General features: G+C 45.1%; 26 protein-coding genes. 19 read left to right on the top strand and 7 right to left on the bottom strand.

Going from position 1 to position 24091, the window contains the following annotated elements; translation table 11 throughout:
• The 7 genes from ACE1CM_RS33930 to rppB form a co-directional block, all read left to right on the top strand.
• Window positions 1-361, top strand: a 361-nt coding sequence (locus tag ACE1CM_RS33930; protein WP_374883286.1) for a hypothetical protein, incomplete at its 5' end; no start/stop codon positions are given.
• Window positions 297-2162: an efflux RND transporter periplasmic adaptor subunit gene (locus ACE1CM_RS33925; protein WP_374883285.1), complete on the top strand. Its 1866-nt coding sequence runs from the start codon at window positions 297-299 to the stop codon at window positions 2160-2162. The genes ACE1CM_RS33930 and ACE1CM_RS33925, both read left to right, overlap by 65 nt.
• Before the next feature lie 77 nt (window positions 2163-2239).
• Window positions 2240-5368, top strand: a complete 3129-nt coding sequence (locus ACE1CM_RS33920) for an efflux RND transporter permease subunit (protein WP_374883283.1) — start codon at window positions 2240-2242, stop codon at window positions 5366-5368.
• Between the two features lie 96 nt (window positions 5369-5464).
• Window positions 5465-5920, top strand: a complete 456-nt coding sequence (locus ACE1CM_RS33915; protein ID WP_374883281.1) for a hypothetical protein — start codon at window positions 5465-5467, stop codon at window positions 5918-5920.
• A 12-nt stretch (window positions 5921-5932) separates the two neighbouring features.
• Window positions 5933-6817: a hypothetical protein gene (locus tag ACE1CM_RS33910; RefSeq protein WP_374883280.1), complete on the top strand. Its 885-nt coding sequence runs from the start codon at window positions 5933-5935 to the stop codon at window positions 6815-6817.
• A gap of 204 nt (window positions 6818-7021) precedes the next feature.
• Window positions 7022-7726: a two-component system response regulator RppA gene (rppA, locus tag ACE1CM_RS33905; protein WP_374883279.1), complete on the top strand. Its 705-nt coding sequence runs from the start codon at window positions 7022-7024 to the stop codon at window positions 7724-7726.
• 61 nt (window positions 7727-7787) lie between these two features.
• A complete protein-coding gene (rppB, locus tag ACE1CM_RS33900; protein WP_374883278.1) occupies window positions 7788-9143 on the top strand; it encodes a two-component system sensor histidine kinase RppB in 1356 nt (451 codons plus the stop codon).
• 94 nt (window positions 9144-9237) lie between these two features.
• On the opposite strand, the gene ACE1CM_RS33895 is transcribed toward rppB, so the two are convergent.
• Window positions 9238-9864 (bottom strand): response regulator, encoded by a 627-nt coding sequence (locus ACE1CM_RS33895; protein ID WP_374883288.1) that lies wholly within the window; start codon window positions 9862-9864, stop codon window positions 9238-9240.
• Between the two features lie 301 nt (window positions 9865-10165).
• Between ACE1CM_RS33895 and ACE1CM_RS33890 the strand changes: the two genes are divergently transcribed.
• Entirely contained in the window at window positions 10166-10765 is a 600-nt protein-coding gene (locus tag ACE1CM_RS33890) for a superoxide dismutase (protein ID WP_374883277.1), read from the top strand.
• Window positions 10766-10924: 159 nt separating this feature from the next.
• Entirely contained in the window at window positions 10925-11137 is a 213-nt protein-coding gene (locus ACE1CM_RS33885) for a hypothetical protein (RefSeq protein ID WP_374883276.1), read from the top strand.
• A gap of 83 nt (window positions 11138-11220) precedes the next feature.
• Here the strand turns inward: ACE1CM_RS33885 and ACE1CM_RS33880 are convergent, their stop codons facing one another.
• Both ACE1CM_RS33880 and ACE1CM_RS33875 read right to left on the bottom strand, forming a co-directional pair.
• A complete protein-coding gene (locus tag ACE1CM_RS33880) occupies window positions 11221-11394 on the bottom strand; it encodes a hypothetical protein (RefSeq protein WP_374883275.1) in 174 nt (57 codons plus the stop codon).
• Window positions 11395-11443: 49 nt separating this feature from the next.
• Window positions 11444-11830, bottom strand: coding sequence for a hypothetical protein (locus tag ACE1CM_RS33875; RefSeq protein ID WP_374883274.1), 387 nt, complete (start codon window positions 11828-11830; stop codon window positions 11444-11446).
• A 292-nt stretch (window positions 11831-12122) separates the two neighbouring features.
• On the opposite strand from ACE1CM_RS33875, the gene ACE1CM_RS33870 reads away from it, so the two are divergent.
• The 5 genes from ACE1CM_RS33870 (at window position 12123) to ACE1CM_RS33850 (ending at window position 16870) form a co-directional block, all read left to right on the top strand.
• Complete coding sequence (locus tag ACE1CM_RS33870; RefSeq protein WP_374883273.1) at window positions 12123-12650, top strand: hypothetical protein; 528 nt, start codon at window positions 12123-12125, stop codon at window positions 12648-12650.
• Window positions 12651-12818: 168 nt separating this feature from the next.
• Entirely contained in the window at window positions 12819-15044 is a 2226-nt protein-coding gene (gene ppk1, locus ACE1CM_RS33865; protein ID WP_374883272.1) for a polyphosphate kinase 1, read from the top strand.
• 272 nt (window positions 15045-15316) lie between these two features.
• Entirely contained in the window at window positions 15317-15523 is a 207-nt protein-coding gene (locus ACE1CM_RS33860) for a transposase (protein ID WP_374883271.1), read from the top strand.
• Window positions 15524-15659: 136 nt separating this feature from the next.
• A complete protein-coding gene (locus tag ACE1CM_RS33855) occupies window positions 15660-15917 on the top strand; it encodes a zinc ribbon domain-containing protein (RefSeq protein ID WP_374883270.1) in 258 nt (85 codons plus the stop codon).
• 551 nt (window positions 15918-16468) lie between these two features.
• Window positions 16469-16870 (top strand): response regulator transcription factor, encoded by a 402-nt coding sequence (locus tag ACE1CM_RS33850; RefSeq protein ID WP_374883269.1) that lies wholly within the window; start codon window positions 16469-16471, stop codon window positions 16868-16870.
• A gap of 38 nt (window positions 16871-16908) precedes the next feature.
• On the opposite strand, the gene ACE1CM_RS33845 is transcribed toward ACE1CM_RS33850, so the two are convergent.
• Both ACE1CM_RS33845 and ACE1CM_RS33840 read right to left on the bottom strand, forming a co-directional pair.
• Window positions 16909-17091: a hypothetical protein gene (locus ACE1CM_RS33845; protein WP_374883287.1), complete on the bottom strand. Its 183-nt coding sequence runs from the start codon at window positions 17089-17091 to the stop codon at window positions 16909-16911.
• Between the two features lie 110 nt (window positions 17092-17201).
• Window positions 17202-17459, bottom strand: a complete 258-nt coding sequence (locus ACE1CM_RS33840; protein ID WP_374883268.1) for a hypothetical protein — start codon at window positions 17457-17459, stop codon at window positions 17202-17204.
• Between the two features lie 111 nt (window positions 17460-17570).
• Here ACE1CM_RS33840 and ACE1CM_RS33835 point away from each other — a divergent pair, with 111 nt between their 5' ends.
• A complete protein-coding gene (locus tag ACE1CM_RS33835) occupies window positions 17571-17726 on the top strand; it encodes a hypothetical protein (protein WP_374883267.1) in 156 nt (51 codons plus the stop codon).
• An 18-nt stretch (window positions 17727-17744) separates the two neighbouring features.
• Window positions 17745-18293: a DUF2854 domain-containing protein gene (locus ACE1CM_RS33830; RefSeq protein WP_374883266.1), complete on the top strand. Its 549-nt coding sequence runs from the start codon at window positions 17745-17747 to the stop codon at window positions 18291-18293.
• Between the two features lie 254 nt (window positions 18294-18547).
• On the opposite strand, the gene ACE1CM_RS33825 is transcribed toward ACE1CM_RS33830, so the two are convergent.
• Together ACE1CM_RS33825 and ACE1CM_RS33820 are read right to left on the bottom strand one after the other, a co-directional pair.
• Complete coding sequence (locus ACE1CM_RS33825) at window positions 18548-18820, bottom strand: hypothetical protein (protein ID WP_374883265.1); 273 nt, start codon at window positions 18818-18820, stop codon at window positions 18548-18550.
• Between the two features lie 372 nt (window positions 18821-19192).
• Window positions 19193-19450 carry a chlororespiratory reduction protein 7 gene (locus ACE1CM_RS33820; protein ID WP_374883264.1) on the bottom strand — a complete coding sequence of 86 codons (258 nt, stop codon included), beginning with the start codon at window positions 19448-19450 and terminating at the stop codon, window positions 19193-19195.
• 163 nt (window positions 19451-19613) lie between these two features.
• Between ACE1CM_RS33820 and ACE1CM_RS33815 the strand changes: the two genes are divergently transcribed.
• From ACE1CM_RS33815 to ACE1CM_RS33805, 3 genes are all read left to right on the top strand, one after another.
• Window positions 19614-20597, top strand: a complete 984-nt coding sequence (locus ACE1CM_RS33815) for a YegS/Rv2252/BmrU family lipid kinase (protein ID WP_374883263.1) — start codon at window positions 19614-19616, stop codon at window positions 20595-20597.
• 197 nt (window positions 20598-20794) lie between these two features.
• Window positions 20795-21139 carry a CsbD family protein gene (locus ACE1CM_RS33810; protein ID WP_374883262.1) on the top strand — a complete coding sequence of 115 codons (345 nt, stop codon included), beginning with the start codon at window positions 20795-20797 and terminating at the stop codon, window positions 21137-21139.
• Between the two features lie 530 nt (window positions 21140-21669).
• The gene (locus tag ACE1CM_RS33805; RefSeq protein ID WP_374883261.1) at window positions 21670-23898 is read left to right on the top strand and encodes a glycogen debranching N-terminal domain-containing protein; all 2229 of its coding nucleotides are present in this window, start codon (window positions 21670-21672) and stop codon (window positions 23896-23898) included.
• Window positions 23899-24091 lie beyond the last annotated feature (193 nt).

Raw genomic sequence — 24091 nt, 5'->3', positions numbered from 1 at the left:
TATGAGTAAGGGAATAACTATGAAAGCTTTTAGCGATAAAAACGCCACAGGGCAACCAACTGGAGATGCTCGGATAAAAAAACCCCTACTTCGACGCGGTGCTTCTGGTCCAGCGGTTATAGAACTACAAAAACTCTTACTGGGTTTTGCAGCCGTACTTCATACGGTTTTTTTGTTGTTGCGCCACACTAATGGTTCCCGCTACACAAACAAAGCCGAGTGGCTCTACCTCAATCATTTGCAATCTGCTATATCATTTCCCATCTCTGGCGGCGCTCAGTTGTGTTTCTTCTACGGTGCTGAGTCTAGTTTTACTCACTACTCCCATTGCTGTTTTAGCCCACGCCGGACATGGAGATGAGTTTCATAGCGGTAGCGAAGCAACTCAGGTATCTGAGGCAATTCAGGTAGATACTGAAACCGCCAAAAGACTGGGGATTAAAGTTGAGCCAGTCACTCGTCAGCAACTGGCAATTGGGATTAAAACTACCGGGCAAATTGAAACTCTCCCCAGTCAAAAAGTTGAAGTTACTGCACCGATTCCAGGGAAAGTTGTTGATTTATTGGTAGAACCGGGTGCTAATGTAAAAGCGGGTCAAACCATTGCGGTTATCGCTGCACCCGAGTTGGTGGAATTGCGGGTTAATTCCGAGGAGAAAAGGGCAGAAGCTCGCGCAGCTTTACAACAAGCACAAACCAACTTAAAACTCGCTCAAGAAAACTACGGGCGTCAGCAAACAATCGCCGCGTCGGAAATAGCGCAAGCGAGAATTCAACTCGCAGTCGCTCAAAAACAATATGACCGAGAGCGAGAGCTAGTAAATCAAAAAGCTGTTTTAAAAGTTGCCCAAGAAAACTATCAGCGTCAGTTGCAGATTTCGGAAGCAGAAATCGCCAGAGCGAGAACAGAATTAGCTGTGGCTCAGGAACAGTACGATCGAGATCGAGAATTAGTGGCACAAGGAGCGTTACCGCGCAGGCAAATGCTGGAATCTGGGGCGCATTTAGCAGCAGCGAAAGCATCTCTTGCTAAGGCAGTCGGACGCCCAGAAGTTATCCAAGCTGAAACTGAAGTCAAACGCGCTGAAGTAGATTTACCTTGGCGGGATTTGCGGGAATCAGAAAGTAAATTGGCAGAAGCAAAAGCTTTATTAACAAAAGCGCTGAGTCGGCGAGAAGTTTTAGAAGCAGAAGCGGAATTAAAACGCGCTACCTCTGCGGTTGAAGTGGCAAAATCTCGGCTCAATTTAAGTAACGAGATTTATCAAACTCGGCTGCAACAATTAGGAACCCGCGCCAATAATAAAGGAATGGTAACCGTAACGGCTCCCATTTATGGCAAAGTTGCCGCTCGAGAAGTGACTTTGGGTCAATCATTTCAAGATGCAGGGGGCAAGTTAATGACAATTGTCAATGACAGTCGGGTTTTTGCCACTGCGAATATTTATGAAAAAGATTTAGGCAAAGTTAACCCGGGTCAAAAAGTAAGCGTGAAGGTTGGTAGTTTTCCCAATCAAACATTTAGCGGAAAAATAACTGTTATTGGTTCGGTTGTAGAAGGCGAAACACGAGTCGTGCCGGTAAAAGCAGAAGTGGAAAACTATAGCAACGTACTAAAACCGGGGATGTTTGCCGAATTAGAAGTTTTGACGGATAAGACAAGTGCAATTTTGGCGATTCCTAGCTCAGCAATTATTGATGGGAATGGCAAAAAAATTGTTTATCTTCAAAATGGCAATGCTTATCAACCAGTTGAATTAAATTTGGGTCAAACTTCCGGGGATATGGTTGAAGTTAAAACTGGGTTATTTGAGGGAGATTTAATTGTTACCCAGCGTGGGATTCAACTTTATGCCCAATCGTTGCGCGGTGGTAGTAAAGCAGGAGAGAAGGGGAGCAAGGGAGCAGGGGAGAAAAAAGTTAATTTTTCCCTGCAAAATGGTCTACCTTGGTGGTCTTTTATACCAATTGGGGGAGCGATCGCATCTGCCACATTTTGGGCGGGTACTGTTTGGGCGCATCGTAAAATTAAGCCAAATCCGGTGGCGATCGCTTATATTGAATCGGACATTCCTAGCTATCAAATACCCAATTCTAAACATCCAACTTTGTCTCGTTCAAGTGTAGGAGGCGAACATCAAGAACCTCACCAACCTAACTAATTTCAGATGGCAAATTGCCGATTTGAGATTTTTTAAATCTCAAATCTTAAATCTTAAATCTCAAATCTTAAATTCCCATGCTTAGTGCCATTATTAAGTGGGCGATTGCGCGTCGCTGGCTAGTTATATTCGCTACCATTATCCTGACGATTTGGATATTTCGCACGATTATCCAAATGCCCCTAGATGTGTTTCCCAGCTTTGCACCTCCCCAAGTAGAAATTCAAACCGAATCCCCTGGACTCGCTCCCGAAGAAGTCGAATCTTTGGTGACTTTACCGATAGAAAGTTCGATAAACGGCACTCCTGGAGTAACAGCAGTCCGCTCTTCCAGTGCATCGGGAATTTCTGTTGTCAAAGTTATCTTTAACTGGGGAACCGATATTTATCAAGCTCGTCAGTTAGTAACCGAAAGATTGCAACAAGCTCAAACTAAACTTCCAGAAGGCGTAGAAACCCCGCAAATTTCCCCCACCAGTTCGCCAATTGGAACCGTATTACAATACGCTTTCACATCAGAAAGTACTTCTTTAATGGAAGTGCGGCGCATTGTTGATTGGCAAGTTACAAACCGCATCTTAGCCGTTCCTGGCGTGAGTCAAGTTGTAGCCTATGGCGGCGATGTTCGTCAGTATCAAGTATTAGTAGATCCGGAAAAATTGCAAGCTTTTAATATCACCTTAGAAGATGTTGTAGAAGCAGCAAAAGCGGCAAATGTCAATGCTCCAGGTGGATATTTAATAACTCCAGATCGAGAAAAGTTAATTCGGGGAATTGGGCGGATTGAATCGATCGAAGAATTGCAACGATCGGTTATTACTGCGCGCAATGGCACGCCTGTAAAAATATCCGATGTTGCTGATGTCCAAATTGGTGGCGCGATTAAACGCGGGGATGGAAGTTTTAACGGTCAAAAAGCTGTTATTGTGATGATTAATAAACAGCCTTCTGCTGACACTCCCACCGTTACCCGCGCCATCGAAGCGGCAATGGAAGAAGTGAAAGCAGGTTTACCTAAAGATATTAAAGTAACTCCAACTTTCCGGCAAGAAAACTATATCGACTCTTCGATTGAAAATGTTAGAGAAGCTTTATTTGAAGGCAGCATTATCGTTGCAATTATTTTAATTCCGTTTTTAATGAATTGGCGCAACTTGGCGATTTGTTTAACCGCGCTGCCTTTATCTTTACTCGTCGGCGTTATATTACTTAATTGGGTAGGACAAGGATTAAATACGATGACATTGGGAGGATTAGCTGTCGCCATTGGTTCAGCGGTTGACGATGCGATTGTTGATGCTGAAAATGTCTATCGATGTTTGCGAGAAAATAAATATTCTAAGCATCCGCGTCCGGTTTTAGATGTGGTATTTGATGGTTGCCAAGAAGTGCGAGATTCGGTATTTGGAGCGACAATTATTACTATTGTTGTCTTTTCTCCAGTGTTTGCTTTAACTGGCGTAGAAGGAAGTATTTTTATCCCAATGGGATTGGGATATATGGCGGCAGTAATCGCTTCTAGCATCACGGCATTGACGGTAACTCCAGCTTTATGTGCGATTTTATTACCCCACGGTCACTTGCCAGCAAAAGAACCTTGGGTAGCAAGATTTTTTAAGCGGCTTTATTATCCTTTATTAAAGTTTTCCATGCGCTGGTCTGGAATTATTTTAGTTGTAGCTGCTGCGAGTTTAGTAGCAGCAACTGTCATGGTTCCTGCGTTTGGCAGAGTGTTTTTACCAGAGTTTCAGGAGCAAACTTTAGTTAATACTTTAATGCTTTATCCGGGGGTATCTTTAGAAGCAACAAATGCAGCAGGTGAAGCAATACAAGCGGCGCTGAAAGATGACCCTAGATTTCCTTACGTGCAGTTGCGATCTGGACGCGCGCCTGGAGATGGAGATGCAGCGGGAGTGAATGCGGCACATTTGGATATTGAGTTAAGTGAAAGCGGGATGAAAGATAGGGAAAAAACTATTGAAAAGCTGCGGGAGGAATTTAATAAATTACCAGGAGTTGCACCGAATATTGGCGGTTTTATCTCGCACCGGATGGATGAGGTATTATCTGGAGTACGGAGTGCGATTGCTATCAAAATCTTTGGTGCTGAATTAGACCAACTTCGCACCTTGGGAAGTCAAGTTAATCAAGTCATGAAAACCGTTGATGGCATTGTCGATTTACAACTCGAACCTCAAGTTCCTGTCGAACAAATCCAAATTAAGTTTAACCGATTGGCGGCTTCTCGATACGGTTTAACCGTTGGGAAATTATCCGAAATTATCGAAACGGCACTCAACGGACGAGTAGTATCTCAAGTGTTGGAAAAACAGCAAACTTTCGATTTAATTGTCTGGTTAAAACCCGATGCGCGTCAAAACTTAGATGCCATTCGCAATTTATTAGTTGATACTCATAACGGAAATAAAATTCCTTTAGCACAAGTTGCGACGATTGACAACAGTACAGGCCCCAATACGATTAATCGAGAAAATGTTTCCCGTTTGATTGTGGTTTCGGCGAATGCTAGCGGTAGAGATTTGCGCTCTATTGTGAATGAAATTCGAGATAAGGTAAAGCAGCAAGTGGAAATTCCTGCTGGGTACTATATCGAGTATGCGGGGCAATTTGAGGCGCAAGAACGGGCGACTCAGAATATCTTGATTTATAGCGCGATCGCATGTGTCGCGATTACGGTAATTATGTACCTTTCTGTTAAATCGATTCCCTCAACTGCAACGATTATGATTAACTTACCTCTGGCATTAGTTGGGGGAGTTATCGCAGTAGCTTTGACGGGAAAAATTATTTCGATTGCTTCCTTAGTTGGCTTTGTTACTTTGTTTGGCGTCGCCACTCGAAACGGGTTGTTATTGGTAGATAATTACAACACAAAATTGGCCGAAGGAATGCCGTTTAAAGATGTCATTATTAAAGGTTCGATGGAAAGATTGAACGCTATTTTGATGACTGCTTTTACTTCAGCTTTGGGTTTAGCACCCTTAGTAGTAGAAAGTGGCGCCGGGAAGGAAATATTGCAACCGCTATCGGTTGTTGTGTTGGGAGGTTTGTTTACTTCTACGGCTTTAACATTGCTGGTTTTACCGGCATTGTATGCCAAGTTTGGCAAGTTTTTAGTGCCAAAGCGGGTGACTGCTGAACCTGTCATGGAAAGCGTTGAATTATACGTCGCGCCCAGCAATTAGCCGCCAGAGAATAAATTTTCTGGCTGATAGGGGAAGTTTTCTCAAGAGGACTATAAAACAAAGTGCGATTTTCAATAGATACAAGGAGAAAAAATCATGCGATCGCTCAAATCAAACTTGCTCGTTATCGGTGTCCTATTCTTATCAGCTTGTAGTAGCAACACCCCCACCACAACTTCAACTAACACCCCAGCAGCAACTAAGACAGAAACTGCTACAAAATCAGAACATTCCAAACCTAAAAAAGGCGGTCAAGTAGTTGAAACAGGTGCTTACCATTTAGAGTTTGTGCCTGAAAAAGAAGACAGTGGTACGCACCTAGATTTTTATTTACTAAAAGGCGAAGCTCACGAAACAGTTCCTAATGCTAAAGTAACAGCTCAAGTTCAATTGCCAGATGGAACGCAGAAAAATTTAGATATGAAATACGATGCAGAGGGCAAACATTACGCAGTTTTACTTCCAGAAAAAGCAGCCGGTCAATATCAGGTTAAAATCCTGGCGGATATTGCCGGAGAAAAAGTTAACGGTCGTTTTTATTTCAATAAGTAAAGTGGGGCAATTATGAATAAGAAATTGGCGATTTACGGTATTATTGGCTTACTGGCAGGTAGCGCCGTTACCGCAGTAGCGATCGCCCTTAGCCCAAAAATGCAACCCAAACAGGAAACTCATCATTCCCAGGAACATCACATGGGAATGGGAGAAAATAGTCACAACCACCACCATCGCGAACAAGGGCAAATAATCGAAAGTTACCAGGCTAAACTTACCGTTCCAAAAGCAATTGCTGCAAATCAAAATGTGACGTTGGGGATTGATATTCAAGACAATAGCGGGAATGGGATCTCTAAATTTGACACCTTTCAAGAAAAGCTGATGCACCTAATAGTCGTCAGCGATGATTTGCAAGTTTTCGCTCACCTTCATCCCACTTACAAAAACAACGGACATTTTGAAGTCGATGCTAAGTTTCCCCAACCAGGAAATTACACTCTTTTCAGCGACTATAAACCCTCTGGACAATCCGAACAAATTTCGCTTCTAAAAGCACAAGTCCCTGGAAACAGTCCAGCCACACCCATTATTAACTTTAATCGCCGCCAAATTTTTGGGGATACTAAAGTCAATTTTTTCCTTTCTCAACCGCAACCTAAAGTGGGTAAAGAAGTCACTCTAATATTTAACTTACAACAGACTTCCAACAACCAATCCATTGCAGATTTACAACCTTACTTGGGTGAAAAAGGACATTTAGTTATCATCAAACAGTCATCGCCATTGACTAAAGCCGATTATATTCACGCCCATGCTGTAAAAGATAGTCCTTCCCATCAAGTGCAGTTTATCACCAGATTTCCTCGCGCGGGGATATATAAACTCTGGGGACAATTCAACCGCAATGACAAAATTATCACCGCTGATTTTTGGGTAAATGTTGTTGAGTAGCAATTGTCTAACCTCGCCAGGACTTACGCCAAGTTTCTATATGTAGGGTGCGTTAGCGAAGCGCGTAACGCACCGATTTGATCCACCATATTTAGTGTCGTTGCGTAAGTCCTGCTCGCTCAGAGACCGGGTTTCTATCAAAATTTACACAGAAACCCGATTTCTAAAATCTAAAATCCAAAATCTAAAATCTAAAATCCTATTATGCGAGTGCTGCTAGTTGAAGATGAACCCGATTTAGGAAAAGCGATTAAGCGAACTTTGGAACGGGAAAAATATATCGTTGATTGGGTAAGTGATGGAAATGAAGCTTGGGAGTTTCTAGAAAACCAGTGGACGCAGTATACAGTTGCTATTTTCGATTGGTTATTGCCAGGAATATCCGGATTAGAATTATTGCGTAGATTGCGAGCCAAAAATAATCCGCTACCCGTATTGATGCTAACTGCAAAAGACCGAATGGAAGATAAAGTAACCGGACTGGATGCAGGTGCAGATGATTATTTAGTCAAGCCTTTTGGCATGGCAGAATTGCTGGCGAGATTGAGGGCATTGCAGCGGCGATCGCCTCAAATTCAACCCCCACAATTACAGGTAGGTAACCTGACTCTAGACTACGGCACTCGCACGGTTTATTTTGATCGTAAAAATGGCGAAAAAGAAGATATTTCATTAACTACTAAAGAATTCCAGTTGCTAGAATATTTAATGAAACATCCTAATCAAATTATCACCAGCGACCAAATTAGAAATCAAATTTGGTCAGCGAGTTCAGATACTTTTAGTAATGTAGTAGCCGCTCAAATGCGTCTGTTACGCCGCAAATTAGAACCGATTGGCTGTGCCAATATAATTGAAACAGTGCATGGTGTCGGCTATCGTTTAAATTCGGTAATGGGTAATTGGTAATAGGTAATAGAAAAAACCAATGACCAATTAGCAATTAGCAATTAGCAATTAGCCAAATAATATGAATCAAAATAAGCTATTTAATCAAACTCGGTGGCGATTGGCTTTCTCCTATGCTGGGGTGATGGGTTTGATTTTAAGCTTGTTGGGGTTTGGGGTTTATCACGCGATCGCCCACGCCCATTGGGTAGCTATAGACAATGAATTAAAATCAGTCGCGGGGACGCTACACGACAGTTTGGAACTAAAATTAAAACAACCAGGACGCTTAGAACCAACAGTCAACGAACTGTTACCAAATCTCTGTATAGTTGGGGTTAGCTGCGTTAAATCACCATCCAATTCTTCCCGCCATACCCTCAGCGCAATTAACCAAGGACACTACTATATTCGATTATTTGATATATCGGGACGATTGATGGCGATCGCCGGCGCTTATCCAGAAGGAATACCCCAAAAATTTAACCCAGAAACTTGGCAAACTCTCACCGATAGCCAAGGCAACATCTATCACCAAATTTCTGTTTCTCTGCACACTAAAACTTCCCAAGATTGGGGTTACTTCCAAGTCGGGCGCAGTCTCAAAGACTTTGAAGATTATCTCAATATCGTAAAATGGTCTTTAAAACTTGGCTTGCCAATCTCTTTAATTTTGGTAGGTGTTGCTAGTTGGTGGTTAGCTGGTTTAGCGATGCAACCAATTTACAAATCTTACCGACAAATCGAACAATTTACCGCCGATGCTGCTCACGAATTGCGAACGCCTTTAGCAGCAACTCAGGCAACTGTAGAATCGGCATTAATGCATAAGGTAGATGAACAAGAAGCGCGGGAAATACTAGAAACAATCGAACGCCAAAATAAACGCCTGACCCAGTTAGTCGCCGATTTATTGTTGCTATCGCGGATGGATAAACAATCTGCCTCCGCGCGACGCCAAATCTGTTGTTTGAACGATTTGGTAAGCGATTTAATCGAAGAATTAGCAGCATTAGCTATCCCACACCAAATCGACCTCAAATCCAACATCCGGTTATCAACGCCACTCAAGGTTTTAGGCAATGCCGATCAGCTTTATCGTTTGGTTGCCAATCTAATCGTAAATGCCATTCAATATACCCCATCAGGTGGAAAAGTTATCGTGATTTTAGAGCGCAGCGAACGCGAGGCAATTATTCAAGTTCAAGACACAGGAATTGGCATCCCCATTGCAGATCAAAAACGAATTTTCGATCGGTTTTATCGCGTCAATAGCGATCGATCTCGCCACACCGGCGGCGCGGGATTGGGATTAGCGATCGCAAAAGCGATCGTTGAATCGCATAAAGGTAGCATCCAAGTGCAAAGTGAATTAGGCAAAGGTAGCACATTCACAATTCGATTGCCTTGTGTTTCTCCTACTAACCCAAGTTGCTAATTGCTAATTGCTAATTGCTGCTAATTGGGAGATGTGAAGATCGCAACACTAATATCCTGACATTAGCCATTAGCCATTAGCTATTACCATTTCTTCAAACAATTCCCTTTCGCAGCGCTACAACAGCAGCTTGCACTCGGTCATCCACCGATAATTTATTCATAATCCCCCGCACGTGGGTTTTAACTGTATTGGTACTCAAATAAAGTTCAGCAGCAATTTCCGGATTACTTTTGCCTTCTACCATGAGTTTTAAAACTTCTAATTCCCGCTGGGATAATTGACCGATATTATCACTAGCTGCGGGTGGTTTTAAATGTTCAATTACTCGCCGCGCAATTTGCGGATCGAGGTAGGTAGCGCCTTCAATTGCAGCGGAGATCGCATTCAACAACCGATCTATACTCGCACCTTTCACACAATAAGCATCCGCACCGCTAGAAAGCGCCGCAATAATTTCCGTTTCCGCCGTGTGGGAAGTTAGCATTACTACTCGCACATCCGGAAGCGCTGCCTTAATTTCCTGGGTCGCCGCTATTCCATCTTGGCGCGGCAAACCAATATCCATCACCACCACATCTGGTTTGAGTCTCAACGCCGCTTGTACACCCAAATAACCATCTTCCGCTTGTCCGACAAGGGTGTATTGGGGTTGCGCGCTTAACGACTGTTCTAACCCCAATTGCATCATTGGATCGTCTTCCACGATTAAAATCCGAATTGATTTTGACTCGGTTTCGGGTGCCATAAGTTGCGATCGCAGATAGCTTGGCTTGCATCCAGTATAGGCAAACGCGCGATCGCCTGGGATAGTTTATCGCTCCAGCGTCAAATTCCATATCATATTACTGTTTCAATGTCAATATCTTTAGTCGCCTACCACTGTTGATAGATGACAAAAACCTTGTTTTAGCTATCTTTCGACTTTTGATAGAAAGTCCTATCATAAATAACGGTATTATGAGCTGGTGAGCTTGTGCATGAGTTCGCCAGCGAAAAGCTTTTAGAGAGGATCGAACACAATGGCATTTACACTTCCCGATTTACCCTACGCCACCGACGCCTTAGAACCCTACATGTCGGCGAATACCTTTTCATTCCACCACGCCAAGCACCACGCGGCTTACGTGACCAATCTCAACAACTTGATCAAGGATACGGAACTCGCCGATAAGTCCTTGGAAGAAATTGTCACCACCAGCTTCAAAGATCCAGCCAAAGCAGGCATATTTAACAACGCGGCGCAAGTCTGGAACCACACCTTCTTCTGGAACTCGATGAAACCGGGTGGCGGTGGCGCTCCTACAGGTGCGATCGCTGATAAAATTAACGCCGACTTCGGCAGCTACGACAAATTCAAAGAAGCCTTCAAAACCGCTGCTGCTACTCAATTTGGTAGCGGTTGGGCTTGGTTGGTATTAGAAAATGGCACCCTCAAAGTCACCAAAACCCCCAACGCCGAAAACCCAGTGGTTCACGGACAAACCCCCCTGCTGACTTTGGATGTTTGGGAACACGCCTACTATCTGGACTACCAGAACAAGCGCCCAGACTTCATCGCCACCTACCTCGACAACTTGGTTAACTGGGACTTCGCCAACCAAAATATGGCAGCTGCGTAAGTAGCTTTCCATCCCGTTTGTGCTAGTAGCACGGCGTCAGTAAGTTTTGTCGCCAGCACAAAGTTCTTCCTAACTCAACAGAAACCGGGTTTCTTTAAGAAACCCGGTTTCTTGTCTAATTGTGTAACAATTTGTAAAAAAGCTGAGAAACATGCGATCGTGAATAGCAAACAACTTGCACAATACCTAGAAGCGACCGACAGCATTCACAAGCCTTGGCTGTTGGTGCAACTCCGTCTGAAGAAACTGCAAGAACGTCGCGCCACCCTTTCCCCTGAAGAATATGCCAACGAGTTAGCCGACATTCACCAAGATTTGATGAGCTTAGGTGAATGGTGGATTGGCATCGAAGATGAAGTATTTGGTTCGTGAACGCTTGCACCAGGGACTGGGAATGCGATCGCATCCCCGGATTTATCTTGGGAAAATCCAAAACTTACTGACAGCGATGTTCCCTACAGTGTGGTGGTGCAATTTTTTGACCACACAAAACAGGCGATCGCACCCGTAGGGGCACGGCATTCAAGATCTTCGCCCTCAAACCGAAATCCTACCGCCGCCGTGCCCCTACGGTCGGGTGATGCAATTTTTTGGCGATGGCATAAAGCCAGTAGGGGCACGGCATCCAAGATCTTCGCCCTCAAACCGAAATCTTATCGACGCCGTGCCCCTACGATGCTATTCAGCCTCCTCCTCTATTTGATCGAGCTGTTCAATAATCTGCTGTAAGCTTTCCAGCTCTTGTTGCAACTCAGCAATTTTTTTATCGTAAGTAAGAATACGCTCAACTGCTTTTTCACGCGATAAAGTATATTCAGCCAACTGAGACTCTAAAGTTGTTCTCAGTTGGCGAGCGAGTTTCCCATTAAGTGCGATGCCGACAGGGGAGGAATTTGACCCCTTAAAAGCTGTTCTGGCGCCTCCGCGTCGCTGGTTGCTTGCACTGTTTGCTTCATCTTCTTGAGCGCTGCATAGGCAGTCGGAGTAATCCGAATCGCTATCTGAACCGTTTTCTTTTCCCCGTGGGCTGCGTGTTTCGCTTTCGCCATATATTTTTATTGCCATGCAATTAATCTCCTATTTTGTCATGCAATATCTTGACCAAACATTGTAATGCAATTTAGATTGTGAAAATATTGCATGACAAATTGCTGGTTTCCCTGTTACCAAGGGGCTGCCCCGAACTCAGTGGCGGTGAATCAGGAGTAATCCACGTTGCAAAGGAGGTGATGCCTAAAGAAAGGCGTTTTGTTTGTGTAAACCATTGAACTCTAAAGGCTTTATGTTTCTATAGCGATCGCGAATTGTAATGGCTTTGGCGATCGCTATTACTTGCGATTGAGAGCAAACAATAAATATGAACCAAAAAATCGAGGAAATCATCGCCCGCTTTGGGCAAGAAGGTTGGCTGGTACAGAAAACAAAAGAAAGCATTTGGGCGCTGCGACCCAAGGGAGTTTTTAACTACAAAGTCTTCGTTTTGACCTACAATCCCTTTGATGACAAATTCACAATTGTTAAACCCCCCAATCCCAACGATCCCCATTACAAGCAAGCGGTGAATATTTTAGAAGCGATCGCAACCAAACCCTCCTGCTTGCAGCGTGCGATTGCTCGCCCAAAAAATAGCAAATCCTTCAATTATGATAGAGGTAACATGGCTAGTATTTTCCAGATTTCTGCCGAGATATTTCTGAATTTTGACGACATTCGCCAAGTGACAGCTAACATCGACAATCGGGAATTCAAAGTGACAGTTTGCTGGCGAGATGGAGAAAGCAGCGACGTTTTCCACGACGAGCAAGCTAAAAAGGTTATTCAACTTGTAGAGCTTTATGCCGTGGCGAACTTAAAACGATTGCAACCCGATGGTGGCGAAGATTGACCGCCTGACTCGCTGGCTTGACTAGGTTAGGGAAATCCCACTCGTCTTGGGTGCGATCCAAGTGAAATAGCAGATTGTAAAATTCAGCTTCAATTCAACTGAAAAACTACAACTTTCCATCTACAATCGAGAATGGCTGACTACCTACTCCCTAAGCATACGCCGATCATGCCTAAAACTAAAAAAACCCTCACCGATGTTAACCTCAGGGATTCCCAATATTACTTTAGCCGCGAATTAAGCTGGTTAGAGTTCAATCACCGGGTTTTGCAGGAAGCACTCGACCCCAAGACGCCGCTTTTAGAACGTCTGAAGTTTCTGGCAATTTTTAGCGCCAACCTGGATGAATTTTTCATGGTGCGCGTTGCTGGTGTGAAGAAACAGGTCGAAGCCAGAGTAACCCAGGTGACACCGGATGGTAGGACGCCCCAAGAACAGCTAGAAGCCATCTGCCATAAACTGCGCCCTTCTGTAGCGCTTCAGCATCAACATTTTGATAAAGTCCTGCGGTTTGAGTTGGCACAAGTAGGAGTTTATATCCTAGATTACATGGACTTGAACCAGGAACAGAAAAATTATCTGCAACAGTATTTTGAAGATCAGGTTTTTCCCGTACTCACGCCTTTAGCTGTTGACCCCAGTCATCCTTTTCCTTATATTTCCAATCGCAGCCTAAATTTGGCGGTGGTAATTCAAGACCCGGAAACAAAAGAAGAATTTTTTGCCAGAGTTAAAGTTCCAAAAGTCTTACCACGATTTATATCATTGCCGCTAGAAAATTATCAATTGTCAGGGAATAACAACAGCAATAACGAAGAGAATTACTTGTTAGAAACGGCTCTAAAAAATCAAAATTCAAAGCAGAAAACGATTTGGCAGGGCGTGCCGATAGAACAGGCGATCGCTCACAATTTGGCAGCCTTATTTCCAGGAATGAATATTCGGGAATGCCATCCGTTTCGGATTACGCGCGATGCGGATTTATCGGTGCAAGAAGATGAAGCCGATGACCTACTGTTGGCAATTGAACAGGAACTCCGCAAGCGTCGTTTGGGGGGTTCAGTTGTGCGGCTGGAAATTCAAGGGACGACTTCTGAAACGGTACGCCAAACGCTGATACAAGAGTTGTCTTTGAACCAAAACGATGTTTATGAATTGGAGGGGATGCTGGGACTGGGGGATTTAATGTATTTTATGGGCTTGCCTTTGCCAGAATTAAAAGATGTCCCGTGGAGTCCGGTCGTACCGCCGCGCTTGCGACGACTGGCGGGAATTAATCCTAGCGCTTTTGACTCGCAAGAAGAAGGAGAAGATTTTTTCAGCATCATTCGCAACGGGGATTTGTTGGTACACCATCCTTATCACTCATTTTCGGCAACGGTGCAGCGGTTTATTATGCAAGCAGCTTGCGATCGCGATGTCCTGGCAATTAAAATGACGCTCTACCGCACCTCAGGAGATTCGCCGATTGTCAACGCTTTGATTGCAGCAGCGGAAAATGGCAAGCAGGTTGTAGTTTTGGTAGAACTAAAAGCCCGTTTTGATGAAGAAAATAATATCCAATGGGCGCGCAAGTTGGAACAAGCAGGCGTACACGTGGTTTATGGTTTAGTAGGTTTAAAGACTCACACCAAGGTCGTGTTAGTAGTGCGCCGAGAAGACGACCGCATCCGCCGCTACTTTCACATCGGCACGGGAAATTACAATCCAAAGACCGCTCGTCTTTATACTGATTTGGGAATTTTAAGTTGTCGTGAAGATTTGGGGGCGGATTTGACGGATTTGTTTAACTATCTAACGGGTTACTCGCGGCAGCGGTCTTATCGTAAGCTGATGGTAGCTCCGGTGAATTTACGCGATCGCTTTCTCTCCCTGATCCGCCGCGAAATTCAACATTGCCACAACGGCGCTTCCGGGCGCATTGTCGCTAAAATGAATTCCCTGGTAGACCCGCAAATCATTGCCGCCCTCTACGAAGCCTCGCGGGCAGGGGTTAAAATTGACCTGATCGTGCGCGGTGTTTGCTGTCTGCGTCCGGGACTCGAAGATATAAGCCAAAATATCCGCGTTATCAGCATTGTGGGTCGGTTTTTGGAACATTCTCGCATTTATTATTTCCAAAATGGCGGTTTAGAGGAAGTTTATATCGGCAGTGCCGATTGGATGACGCGCAACTTGGATCGCCGCGTCGAAGCGATCGCTCCCGTAGAAGACACAAATTCAGCCAAAGATTTGCAAGAAATTCTGGGAATTATGCTCGCAGATAACTGCAAAGCTTGGGAATTACAACCGGATGGCAGTTACATCCAACGCCGTCCTCCTGAGAATGCCAAAGAACAAAGCGCCCAGAAAATATTGATGGATATGGCACTACAATCAGCCGGTTTGGCTTGAAAAACCCAGACGCACATCTGATATCATGTCCTTAGGTATCGGTAGTGTATGGATGGCTAATTGCTAATTGCTCGCAATTCAATTGCCTCCAGAGCAGCCATTAGCGATTAGCTATTAGCAGTTACACAACCGTTGCCTAAGGACATGATATGAGCAACAAGATGGGGAAAATGAGGCAGAAAAAACGATTGAAGTCTGCCTCATCCTTCCCGATGTAAGCTTACCCCCAGCTAGAAGCGCGGGATCTTTCGCCACACCCCATATCCTAGAGCGTGGTCATCACCAGTCTGATTACTACCAGTGACGCAGAAAAACTAGCTAATCCCAAGCATTTTAATCGCGTTCGTAAGAAGCTTAAACGAGTCCAGAAAGCTTTGTATCGTACTCAAAAAGGCTCTAATAATCGAGAAAAAGCGCGGGCTAAAGTAGCTAGAGTTCACGCTAAAATTGCTGATTCTAGAAAAGATACCAAACGATAGTAGTCGAGGATCTGTCGGTGCGGAATCTGGTCAAAAATCCCAAGTTTGCCAGGGCAATTTCTGACTGTGGTTGGTCGGAATTCGTCGGACAATTGGAATATAAATGCCAGTGGTAAGGCGTTTGAACTGGTAAAGATTGACCGCTTGTAAACCTTGTGGGAATTGTGGTCACGTTGTTGAGAAACTGCCTTTGAGTGTTAGGGAGTGGACTTGTCCTGAGTGTAGGACAACCCATGACCGTGACATCAACGCCAGTAAGCAGGACTTACGCAGGACGAACCTATCACCTTTGTTTCAAGCTGCGATCTATGGTTCCAAAGCGACGATTTTTCATAGAAACTTTGGTGTTTGCGTAAGTCCTGTAAGAATATTTTGGCCGCAGGACTTGCGGTGACAGACTCCGTCGCGAACATAAGACCTGATAGGCATGAGTCTAAAGGGCAGTTGCGAAAAACCCGTAAGGGAAAAAATCAGAAACCCCGCATCGTGAGGTTTGGGAATCCCCCGTCTTTCAAGCGGGGGAGGATGTCATATTAAACGCTTACCACGAACCAAAGCCGACAGGGATTTTAATCGCTCGTTCAGTGTTTCATCCCCCGGATAAATCGCGGTTGCTCTCCAACTCCCAGAGGTTGATGGTGAAATGGGCAGAAATTTAAAGATTGTGTGAAGCTGGCGATCTCGCAGCCTGTCCGCCGCAGGCTTGCAGTATAATCGCTTTTTGCCATCAATCAACTGAGAATTTACTGAATCGACTCAAGTTTGTACTTAAATATTTTTCTGATAAATTTCTGTAAATAAAAAATATTTTATGTTTATATCCGGCATCAGCCCGAATTTACTTGCATCTTTGGTTAACTAATCGCTCTGATGGTAGAGGCGAACCGCATTTAATTTTACTAAATTAGATGGATCAATTACTGCTGGGAATCATCTGAGGACATAATGTTATCTTGCGAGCGTTCTAATTTACGTGTGCTGGTGGCAGATGACCACGAGTTAACCCGTTTAAGCTTAAAGTTAGCTTTAACTAGCCAGAGCAATATCCAGCTAGTTGGCGTGGCGAAAAACGGTAAAGAAGCCGTAGAAATGGTAAAAAATCACGTTCCTGATGTAATTATTCTAGATTTACAGATGCCGGTGATGGACGGTTGGCTTGCCTCCAGCCAAATCAAACAGATTAATCCTCAAACTCAAATCATCGCTTACTCGGCAATGGAAGAAGCGCAGGCTGCCGCAATGAACCCCGCCGCCTGCGTAGATGCATTCTGCCGCAAAGACACCAATACCCAAGATCTGATTTCGCTGGTCAAGGAGTTAGGCACTAAGAGCAGCAGTGAATGTTAATTCAACGGCTTTTGGAGTAAACAGGCAAGCTTGATGTTTTATTGGGTGTCGCTTTCACCAAAAGTGCGTTTAAACTCCTCGATCAGATCGTCCATTTCTTCCAGTGCCTGGTTTACGTCTATTCTCAGGGTGCCCAAGTCTGGTTGCTCCAACAGCCGCAACAAAGTATCGCGCTTGCTTTCGATCGCGGCAACTCGTTCGCGTATCGTTTTTGGGTCTATCATATTTTTGCTCAACTACACTAACCATCAGTGTAATTGACTAGCTCTGGTTGAGCGCAACATATATCATTTTTAAGTTTATTTGTCAAGATTTGGCTCCCAGGAAGCTTTTAGCGTAAAAATGGCGGTCTTTGAGTTTCTTGAGGTTTATTCTTCACAGATTCGGCGATAAATCGCTTCAGCGCCTTTTCGCGATTTTTCATGAAAGCAGTCCAAAACCCTGGTTGAAACTCATCCATCGTTTTGGCTAAAGCCCAAACATCGACAGCCAGGATGTTATACAGCGTTTCATCTTCCCTCTTAAGCGAGTTGATCTGCTCGATTAAGGCACGCGCCCCATTAGGTTGCCGATCTTCATTAGAAGTCATGTGTAGGCCCTTTGATAATAATTAAAGTTAGCGCTGCTTTGGCTTGCTACCAGTATTTTTCCCAATTTTTCCCAACACAGACATAGTACCCTTCCACCAAGGATAAAATTTATGACCAAAGTCAGCGTACAGGAGAATCGCGTTCGCGCCAGCGTTGCGGAGGCATATCGCACCGTCGCCGCCAGTATTGGGCACTGTTTGAATCGCTACGGGTGCGTGTTGCCTATATCTTGTCACCGATACAGGGAAAATAATAAAGATTGCTAATTTTTGTATCTATCCAACATGTTACGTCAAATTTCTTTGGCAACTTTAGGCTTGGGGCTGGGTTTCGTTTTAACCTCCGTGGGAGTGTACGCCTACGTTGCCGATTACGCCACCCTGAACTTGGCAGGATTCTTCTACGGGATTCCACTGATTTTGGGAGGACTGGCGCTGAAAACAGCGGAACTCAAGCCAGTGCCATTTTCTCAACCTACCACTCCAGAGGTGCTGGCGCTGAGGGAGCAACAAGCAACTACAACTCAAAATAAAATCCGCAAAGACATTACCCGCTTTTGCTACGGTCAAGTCGCTCATTTAGATCGAGCGCTTGCCTACTTGGGTTTGGGTTCCTCAAACGAAGAACTACCCCTGGTTGTGGGCATACGCGAAACCGCAACTGAAGGTGCTTACACTGTGGTGCTGGAATTTGAATCCCCGCAGGTTCCCTTTGAAAGCTGGCAAGAAAAGCAGGAGAAAATGGAAAAATACTTTGGCCCCAATATCAAAGTAGAGTTGACCCAACCGGATACCGATCGGGTGGAAATGGCGCTAATTAAAACCGAGGCTTAAAGAATTACTAGCCCAAGTTGCTGTTACTAGCATTGTGGGTACGTAGTTGCGCTAGAGCGCTCTTATCCAAAGTTGCTATAAGAGCGCTTTAGCGCAACTACGTACCTAATACAAAACTAGGGTTGTATAACTAGCAACTTGAGTTAGTTATTCAAAAGCCCGGTTTCTTTGCGTCATTCCTGTTGATATTAGAAACCGGGTTTCTGCGTAGATTTCTGTCATAGAAACCCGGTTTCTTTGCGCCAGTCCCGATCTTACCGTCCCGACTTCGGAGTCGATGAATCGGTAGATCCTGGTTTCCGATAGCGAATTAAGATGCTCATCATCCGATCCGAATTGGGTAATGGCGTCACCGGACTCCATTCATCTACTTCCGCAAATCCCTTTCTGTAAAACTTGCGGATTTCTGCCATCACCCCCTCGCGAGTACCGATAATCAAAAACTCGATGCGTTCTCGTTCCGGTTCTCCTGCGTCAGAATTTGGACGCACAGATCCGCTAGAGTCCGACAAAAACTCTTCTGCCATGAGATATTCTCCTGTTTTTTGGATGGAAAACCAAAAAATATAGCCTCCCCGCAGGCAGCGCAAAGCAGGGCGGCTACAGAGAAATGTTAAAATTCTCCATTAGCCTCCAGGCTGCGTTCACAGTTTGGGGGTCAAGCTGTCCATTGCCGTTGGCTGCGGCTTTGGGCAGCGTAACTAGATTTTTGGGTGGACAAGGGTTGCTGTCGTTGAACTCGAGCAACCTTAAAGAGAGACAATAGCGGCATTGGGGACAAATGTCAAGATCTCGATGGCGTTGCGTTACCAAACTTGATTAATTTTAGATTTGAGATTTGAGATTTGAGATTTGAGATTAAATCTGCAATCTGCAAGTCTCTTATCTGCAATTACCAATTACTTTTCCAATCGCACCGCATACCACTGCAAATACTGTCCTGGACCGACATCGAGTTCGCAGGAAGTTTCGAGTAAATACTGAGCTTGTGCTTCAACCGAAGTATATTTTTGCAGATCGCGGGGTAAATCATCCTGCCTCTGCGCCAAAATCTGCTTGAGCTTTTCTAACAATTCCTCCGGCATCAGGAATTGTTCGGTTTGGTTGGGTTCGAGGACGACAAAGGCATCCTGGTTATACATTAACGGGTCTGGCATTTTTGGTTTTTATTACTTGGGATAGTCGCGAAGGGTGACGAGCCGCTGTTAGTTTAGTGGCAGTAAACGTCAGATGCAAGGGTTATAGGCTGCTGACATTAACCGCAGCGCTTGAGAAAAAACAGCGCTGTCACTTTTTATCATCTAATATCTGAAATTGATTATGACCCGTTCTGCTTGCCTAATCTTTAATCCTGTAGCAGGTCAAAGCGACCCAGACCAAGATTTAGCCCAAATTCGCAAAATTTTGGCGCCAGAGATCGATTTAGAAATACTTCTGACCACAGAAGAAGTGGACGCTGACGAATTGGCAAAAGCTGCGATCGGGCGCGAAGTGGAGGCGCTGATCGCGTCTGGCGGGGATGGCACCCTTTCTGCCGTTGCTGCTGCTTTGGTGGGAACCAATATTCCTTTAGGAGTAATTCCACGAGGCACTGCCAATGCTTTTGCCTCTGCTTTAGGTCTTCCCGATACGATCGAAGCTGCCTGCGAGACTATTTTAGGCGGAGCGACGCGCCAAGTCGATGCCGCTTTCTGTAATGGCAAACCGATGGTATTGTTAGCTGGGATTGGGTTTGAAGCAGAAACGGTGGAAAAAGCGGACCGAGAAGCCAAAAATCGCTTTGGTTTGCTCGCTTATATTTTGGCTGGTTTTAAACAGCTGCAAGAAATGAAAGCATTTGAGGCCGAGATCGAAACCGAGGATAGAATTATCACAGTAAACGCCGTTGCCGTCACGGTTGCCAATGCTGCACCGGCTACCTCGATTTTGGCGCAAGGCCCTGCTGGTGTTATTTTTGATGATGGTTTGCTCGATTTGACCGTCGTAGCACCAGCGAATGTAGCAGGAGCGATCGCAGCTTCGTATCATTTATTCCGCACCGCACTTACCGGCAATGCTACCAATCGAGATGATATCGGTTATCTGCGCGCCAAACGCTGCAAAATTACCGCAAATCCGCCCCAAAAAGTTGTTTTAGATGGAGAAATTATCGGTACGACTCCCCTGGAAGTTGAGTGCATTCCTAGAGGATTAACTATTTTAGTGCCGCCAGTAACCGTAGAAATGCCACTTGAAGAAAAACTAGAGGGACTGCCAGGATTAACGGTTGAATATAAACTCGAATCGTTTGAACAAGCTTTATAACCATAGTTGCTAATTGGTAATTGCTAATTGCTAATTGCTAATTGCTAATTGCTAATTGGTGATGGGAATATTTGGCAGTTATACCATTAGCCATTAGCTATTAGCCATTAGCTAAACATAACTTGGGAAAGAGGAATCGCGCCAGAATATTGTCTACATTGAAAAGCGATGAATCAAGAAACACGAAGGGGTTTTGCATGAATATAATCCGGCTAATTCGCCAAGTTTTAATCGTGACTACCTTGATAAATGGGCTTAGTGCGATGGCGTTGGCGCCAATTGCAACAGCTAATACCAATCTGGGCGAGCAAATCAAGGCAACTACTGAAAAGGCATCTGGTAAAGTCGAAGAAACGATTGGGAATATTACGGGCGATCGCGAAACTCAGATTGAAGGTAAGGTTAAGCAAGCTGAGGCTAATATTCGCGCGTTTCCCAGCGATTTTGGCGGTCACAAAACCGATGGACTATCAGAATCTGAAATAGTCGGCAAAACTCAGCAAGCAGAGAGCAACATCCGGCGGTATCAAGCACGGGATTAAACCAGCTAACATGGCTTAAATGTTTAAGAACTTACGCAAACACCAAAGTTTCTCTGAAAAATTGTTGGTTTGGGAACCAGAGAGCGTAGCAAGAAACTTTGGTGATAGGATCGTCGTGGGTAAGTCCTGTGTTTAAGAAACCCGGTTTTTTGCAAAAAACCGGGTTGGTGCGCTTCTCGCTAGTTTAAGATTGTTTAAAGGTGGGCGCGGAATCTGTTAAAACCAAGTAATTAGTAGTAGAGAATATGCATTAGACGATTAATGCTACAGCTAGATATCGTTGACCAACTGCCAACCTTAACCAAGACCGAGATCGTACAGTACCTATGCAACCGATACAAACGGACATGATATTACGCAAAGAAACCGGGTTGCTTTGAAAAATCGTTGCTTGGGAAACTAGAGATCGACGGTCGAAACCCGGTTTCTGCGACCTGCGTAAGTCCTGGTGTAATTTTGTTGACACTAGCAACCCGGTCAGCAAAATTTCGTCTTTTGGAAACCTTAGATTGGAGAGAAAACTGCTAGTAATGTCACCGAATATTATTGAACTCGAAGGTCAAACTTTTGTCCCCGCCGAGGAATTGCCCACCCCAGAGTGGCCTTGCGTCGTCAACGAAGAACCGCAACCGACGCTGACACTTAAAGACGATGACATGTTTTTAGTCACGGATACCCTGGGCAACATTGCTTGTAATTTTAATTTAAGAAATGACATATCAGCCAGCATGGGGCTGTTTTGCAACGATACGCGGTTTCTTTCGCGCCTAGAGTTGCAAATAGAAGGTCGCGCGCCGGTTTTACTCAACAGTACCGCCGATAAAGGGTTTATGCTTTCGGTTTTGTGTACCAACCCGAAAATTGAAGGGCGTATCAATGCCGACACCTTGGGAATTCGGCGCGAAATCGTTCTCAACGGCGCGCTGTTTTCAGAAATAGAAATATCTAATTACAGTACAGGTGCCGTCAGCTTTGAACTCAGCCTCACGTTTGACGCCGATTTTGTCGATTTATTTGAAGTCCGGGGATTTTCGCGGCAAAAGCGGGGTCAACTGTTGCGGGCGGTGCGCGAGGGTAAACCAGCTCAAGAAGAAACCGGCAATCTAACGCTAGCTTACCAAGGTTTGGATGGCTCGGTGATGGAATCGCGCATCGAGTTTCACCATCGCACGCCAGACTCGTTTAAGGGATACACGGCAATTTGGCAGCTGGAGTTGCAATCCCATGAAAGCATTAAATTGGGTTATCGGCTGCAAATGTTGATGAATAACCGCCCCGTTTCGCGAGTTGACGCACCCGTTACTTTGGTGCAAGCGAAGGCGGCGGAGTTAATGGAGGAGCAACATTGGGTGCATCAGAGTACGCGGATTAGTTCGGATCGGAGTATGTTTAATCAAGCGATCTCGCGTGCGGAACAAGATGCTTACTTGCTGCGGCAGACTTTTGGTAAGGGAAAGGTGCTATCTGCTGGAGTGCCTTGGTTTTCCACGTTGTTTGGGCGCGACTCGATTATTGCGGCGTCGCAAACTTTGATGCTCAATTGTGCGATCGCTCGCGAAACCCTCACCATCCTAGCCGAATACCAAGGCAAAACCGACGATGATTGGCGCGACGAGCAATACGGTAAAATCTTGCACGAAATTCGCTTTGGCGAAATGGCGCGCTGTCTGGAAATACCCCACACGCCTTACTACGGTACTGTAGACGCGACGCCGTTGTGGTTGATGCTTTATGCCGAGTATTATGCTTGGACTGCCGATATTGAAACTTTAGATCGGTTGTGGCCCAATGCGTTAGCGGCAATGGATTGGATCGATCGCAATTGTGCTGAAACTGGTTATCTCAGCTATGCCTGTCGTTCTAATCGCGGTTTGGTCAACCAGGGGTGGAAAGACTCTGGTGATTGTATTATCAATCGCAAAGGACAGCTGGCATCGCCGCCGATTTCGTTGTCCGAAGTCCAGGGTTATGTTTATGCGGCGAAAGTGCGTCTGGCGGAAATTGCGCGGCTGAAAAAGCGAATCGATTTAGCAGATCGGTGGCAAGAAGAAGCAAGGGATCTTAAAACCCGGTTTAATCGCGATTTTTGGCTGGAAGACGAGGGTTTTTGCGCCTTGGCGTTGGATGGCGATCGCCAGCAAGTTGATAGCATTACATCTAATCCAGGGCATTGTTTGAACTTGGGCATTCTGACGCCAGAGCGTGCTTATAGCGTCGCCGAACGATTGCGCGCGCCGGATATGTTTAACGGATGGGGAATTCGCACGCTGAGCAGTTTATCCCCCGCTTATAATCCGATGGGGTATCATATCGGTTCGGTATGGCCTCACGATAACGCCCTGATCGCGATGGGGTTGCGTAGTCTGGGATTGATCGATCAAGCTCTAGAATTGGCGCAGGGGTTGATAGATATGACCCTGTATCAGCCTTATAACCGTCCGCCAGAACTATTCTGCGGTTACGAACGTAATGGTGACAGTACTCCGGTGCGGTATCCCGTCGCTTGTTCCCCCCAAGCTTGGGCAACGGGCAGCATTTTTCAGCTACTGCACATGATGATTAATTTGGTTCCCGATGCGCCAAATAACTGCTTGCGAATTATCGATCCGGCACTGCCAGAATCGATTTCATCTTTACGGCTGGAAAATTTAAAAGTTGGTGCTACTTTGTTGGATTTGGAGTTCCAGCGGACGGGCAATACAACTTCTTGTCGCGTCGCTAAAAAGCGGGGAAATTTGCGCGTGGTGATTGAAGCTTAGTTGTTTTGATCCCATCGTAGGGGCGCGGCAGAGGTAGGATTTTGGCCTGTACCACAAGACTTTTGATGCCCAGGACACGGGTTTCTTTCATAGAAACCCGGTTTTTTTGCGTAATATCATGTCCTCTGGCAACGGTTGTGTAACTGCTAATAGCTAATCGCTAATGGCTGCTCTTGGAGGCAATTGAATTGCG

It is taken from the genome of Microseira sp. BLCC-F43 (genome assembly GCF_041929235.1).
Lineage (GTDB): Bacteria > Cyanobacteriota > Cyanobacteriia > Cyanobacteriales > Aerosakkonemataceae > Microseira.
This window is presented reverse-complemented; position numbering and strand designations above follow the sequence as displayed.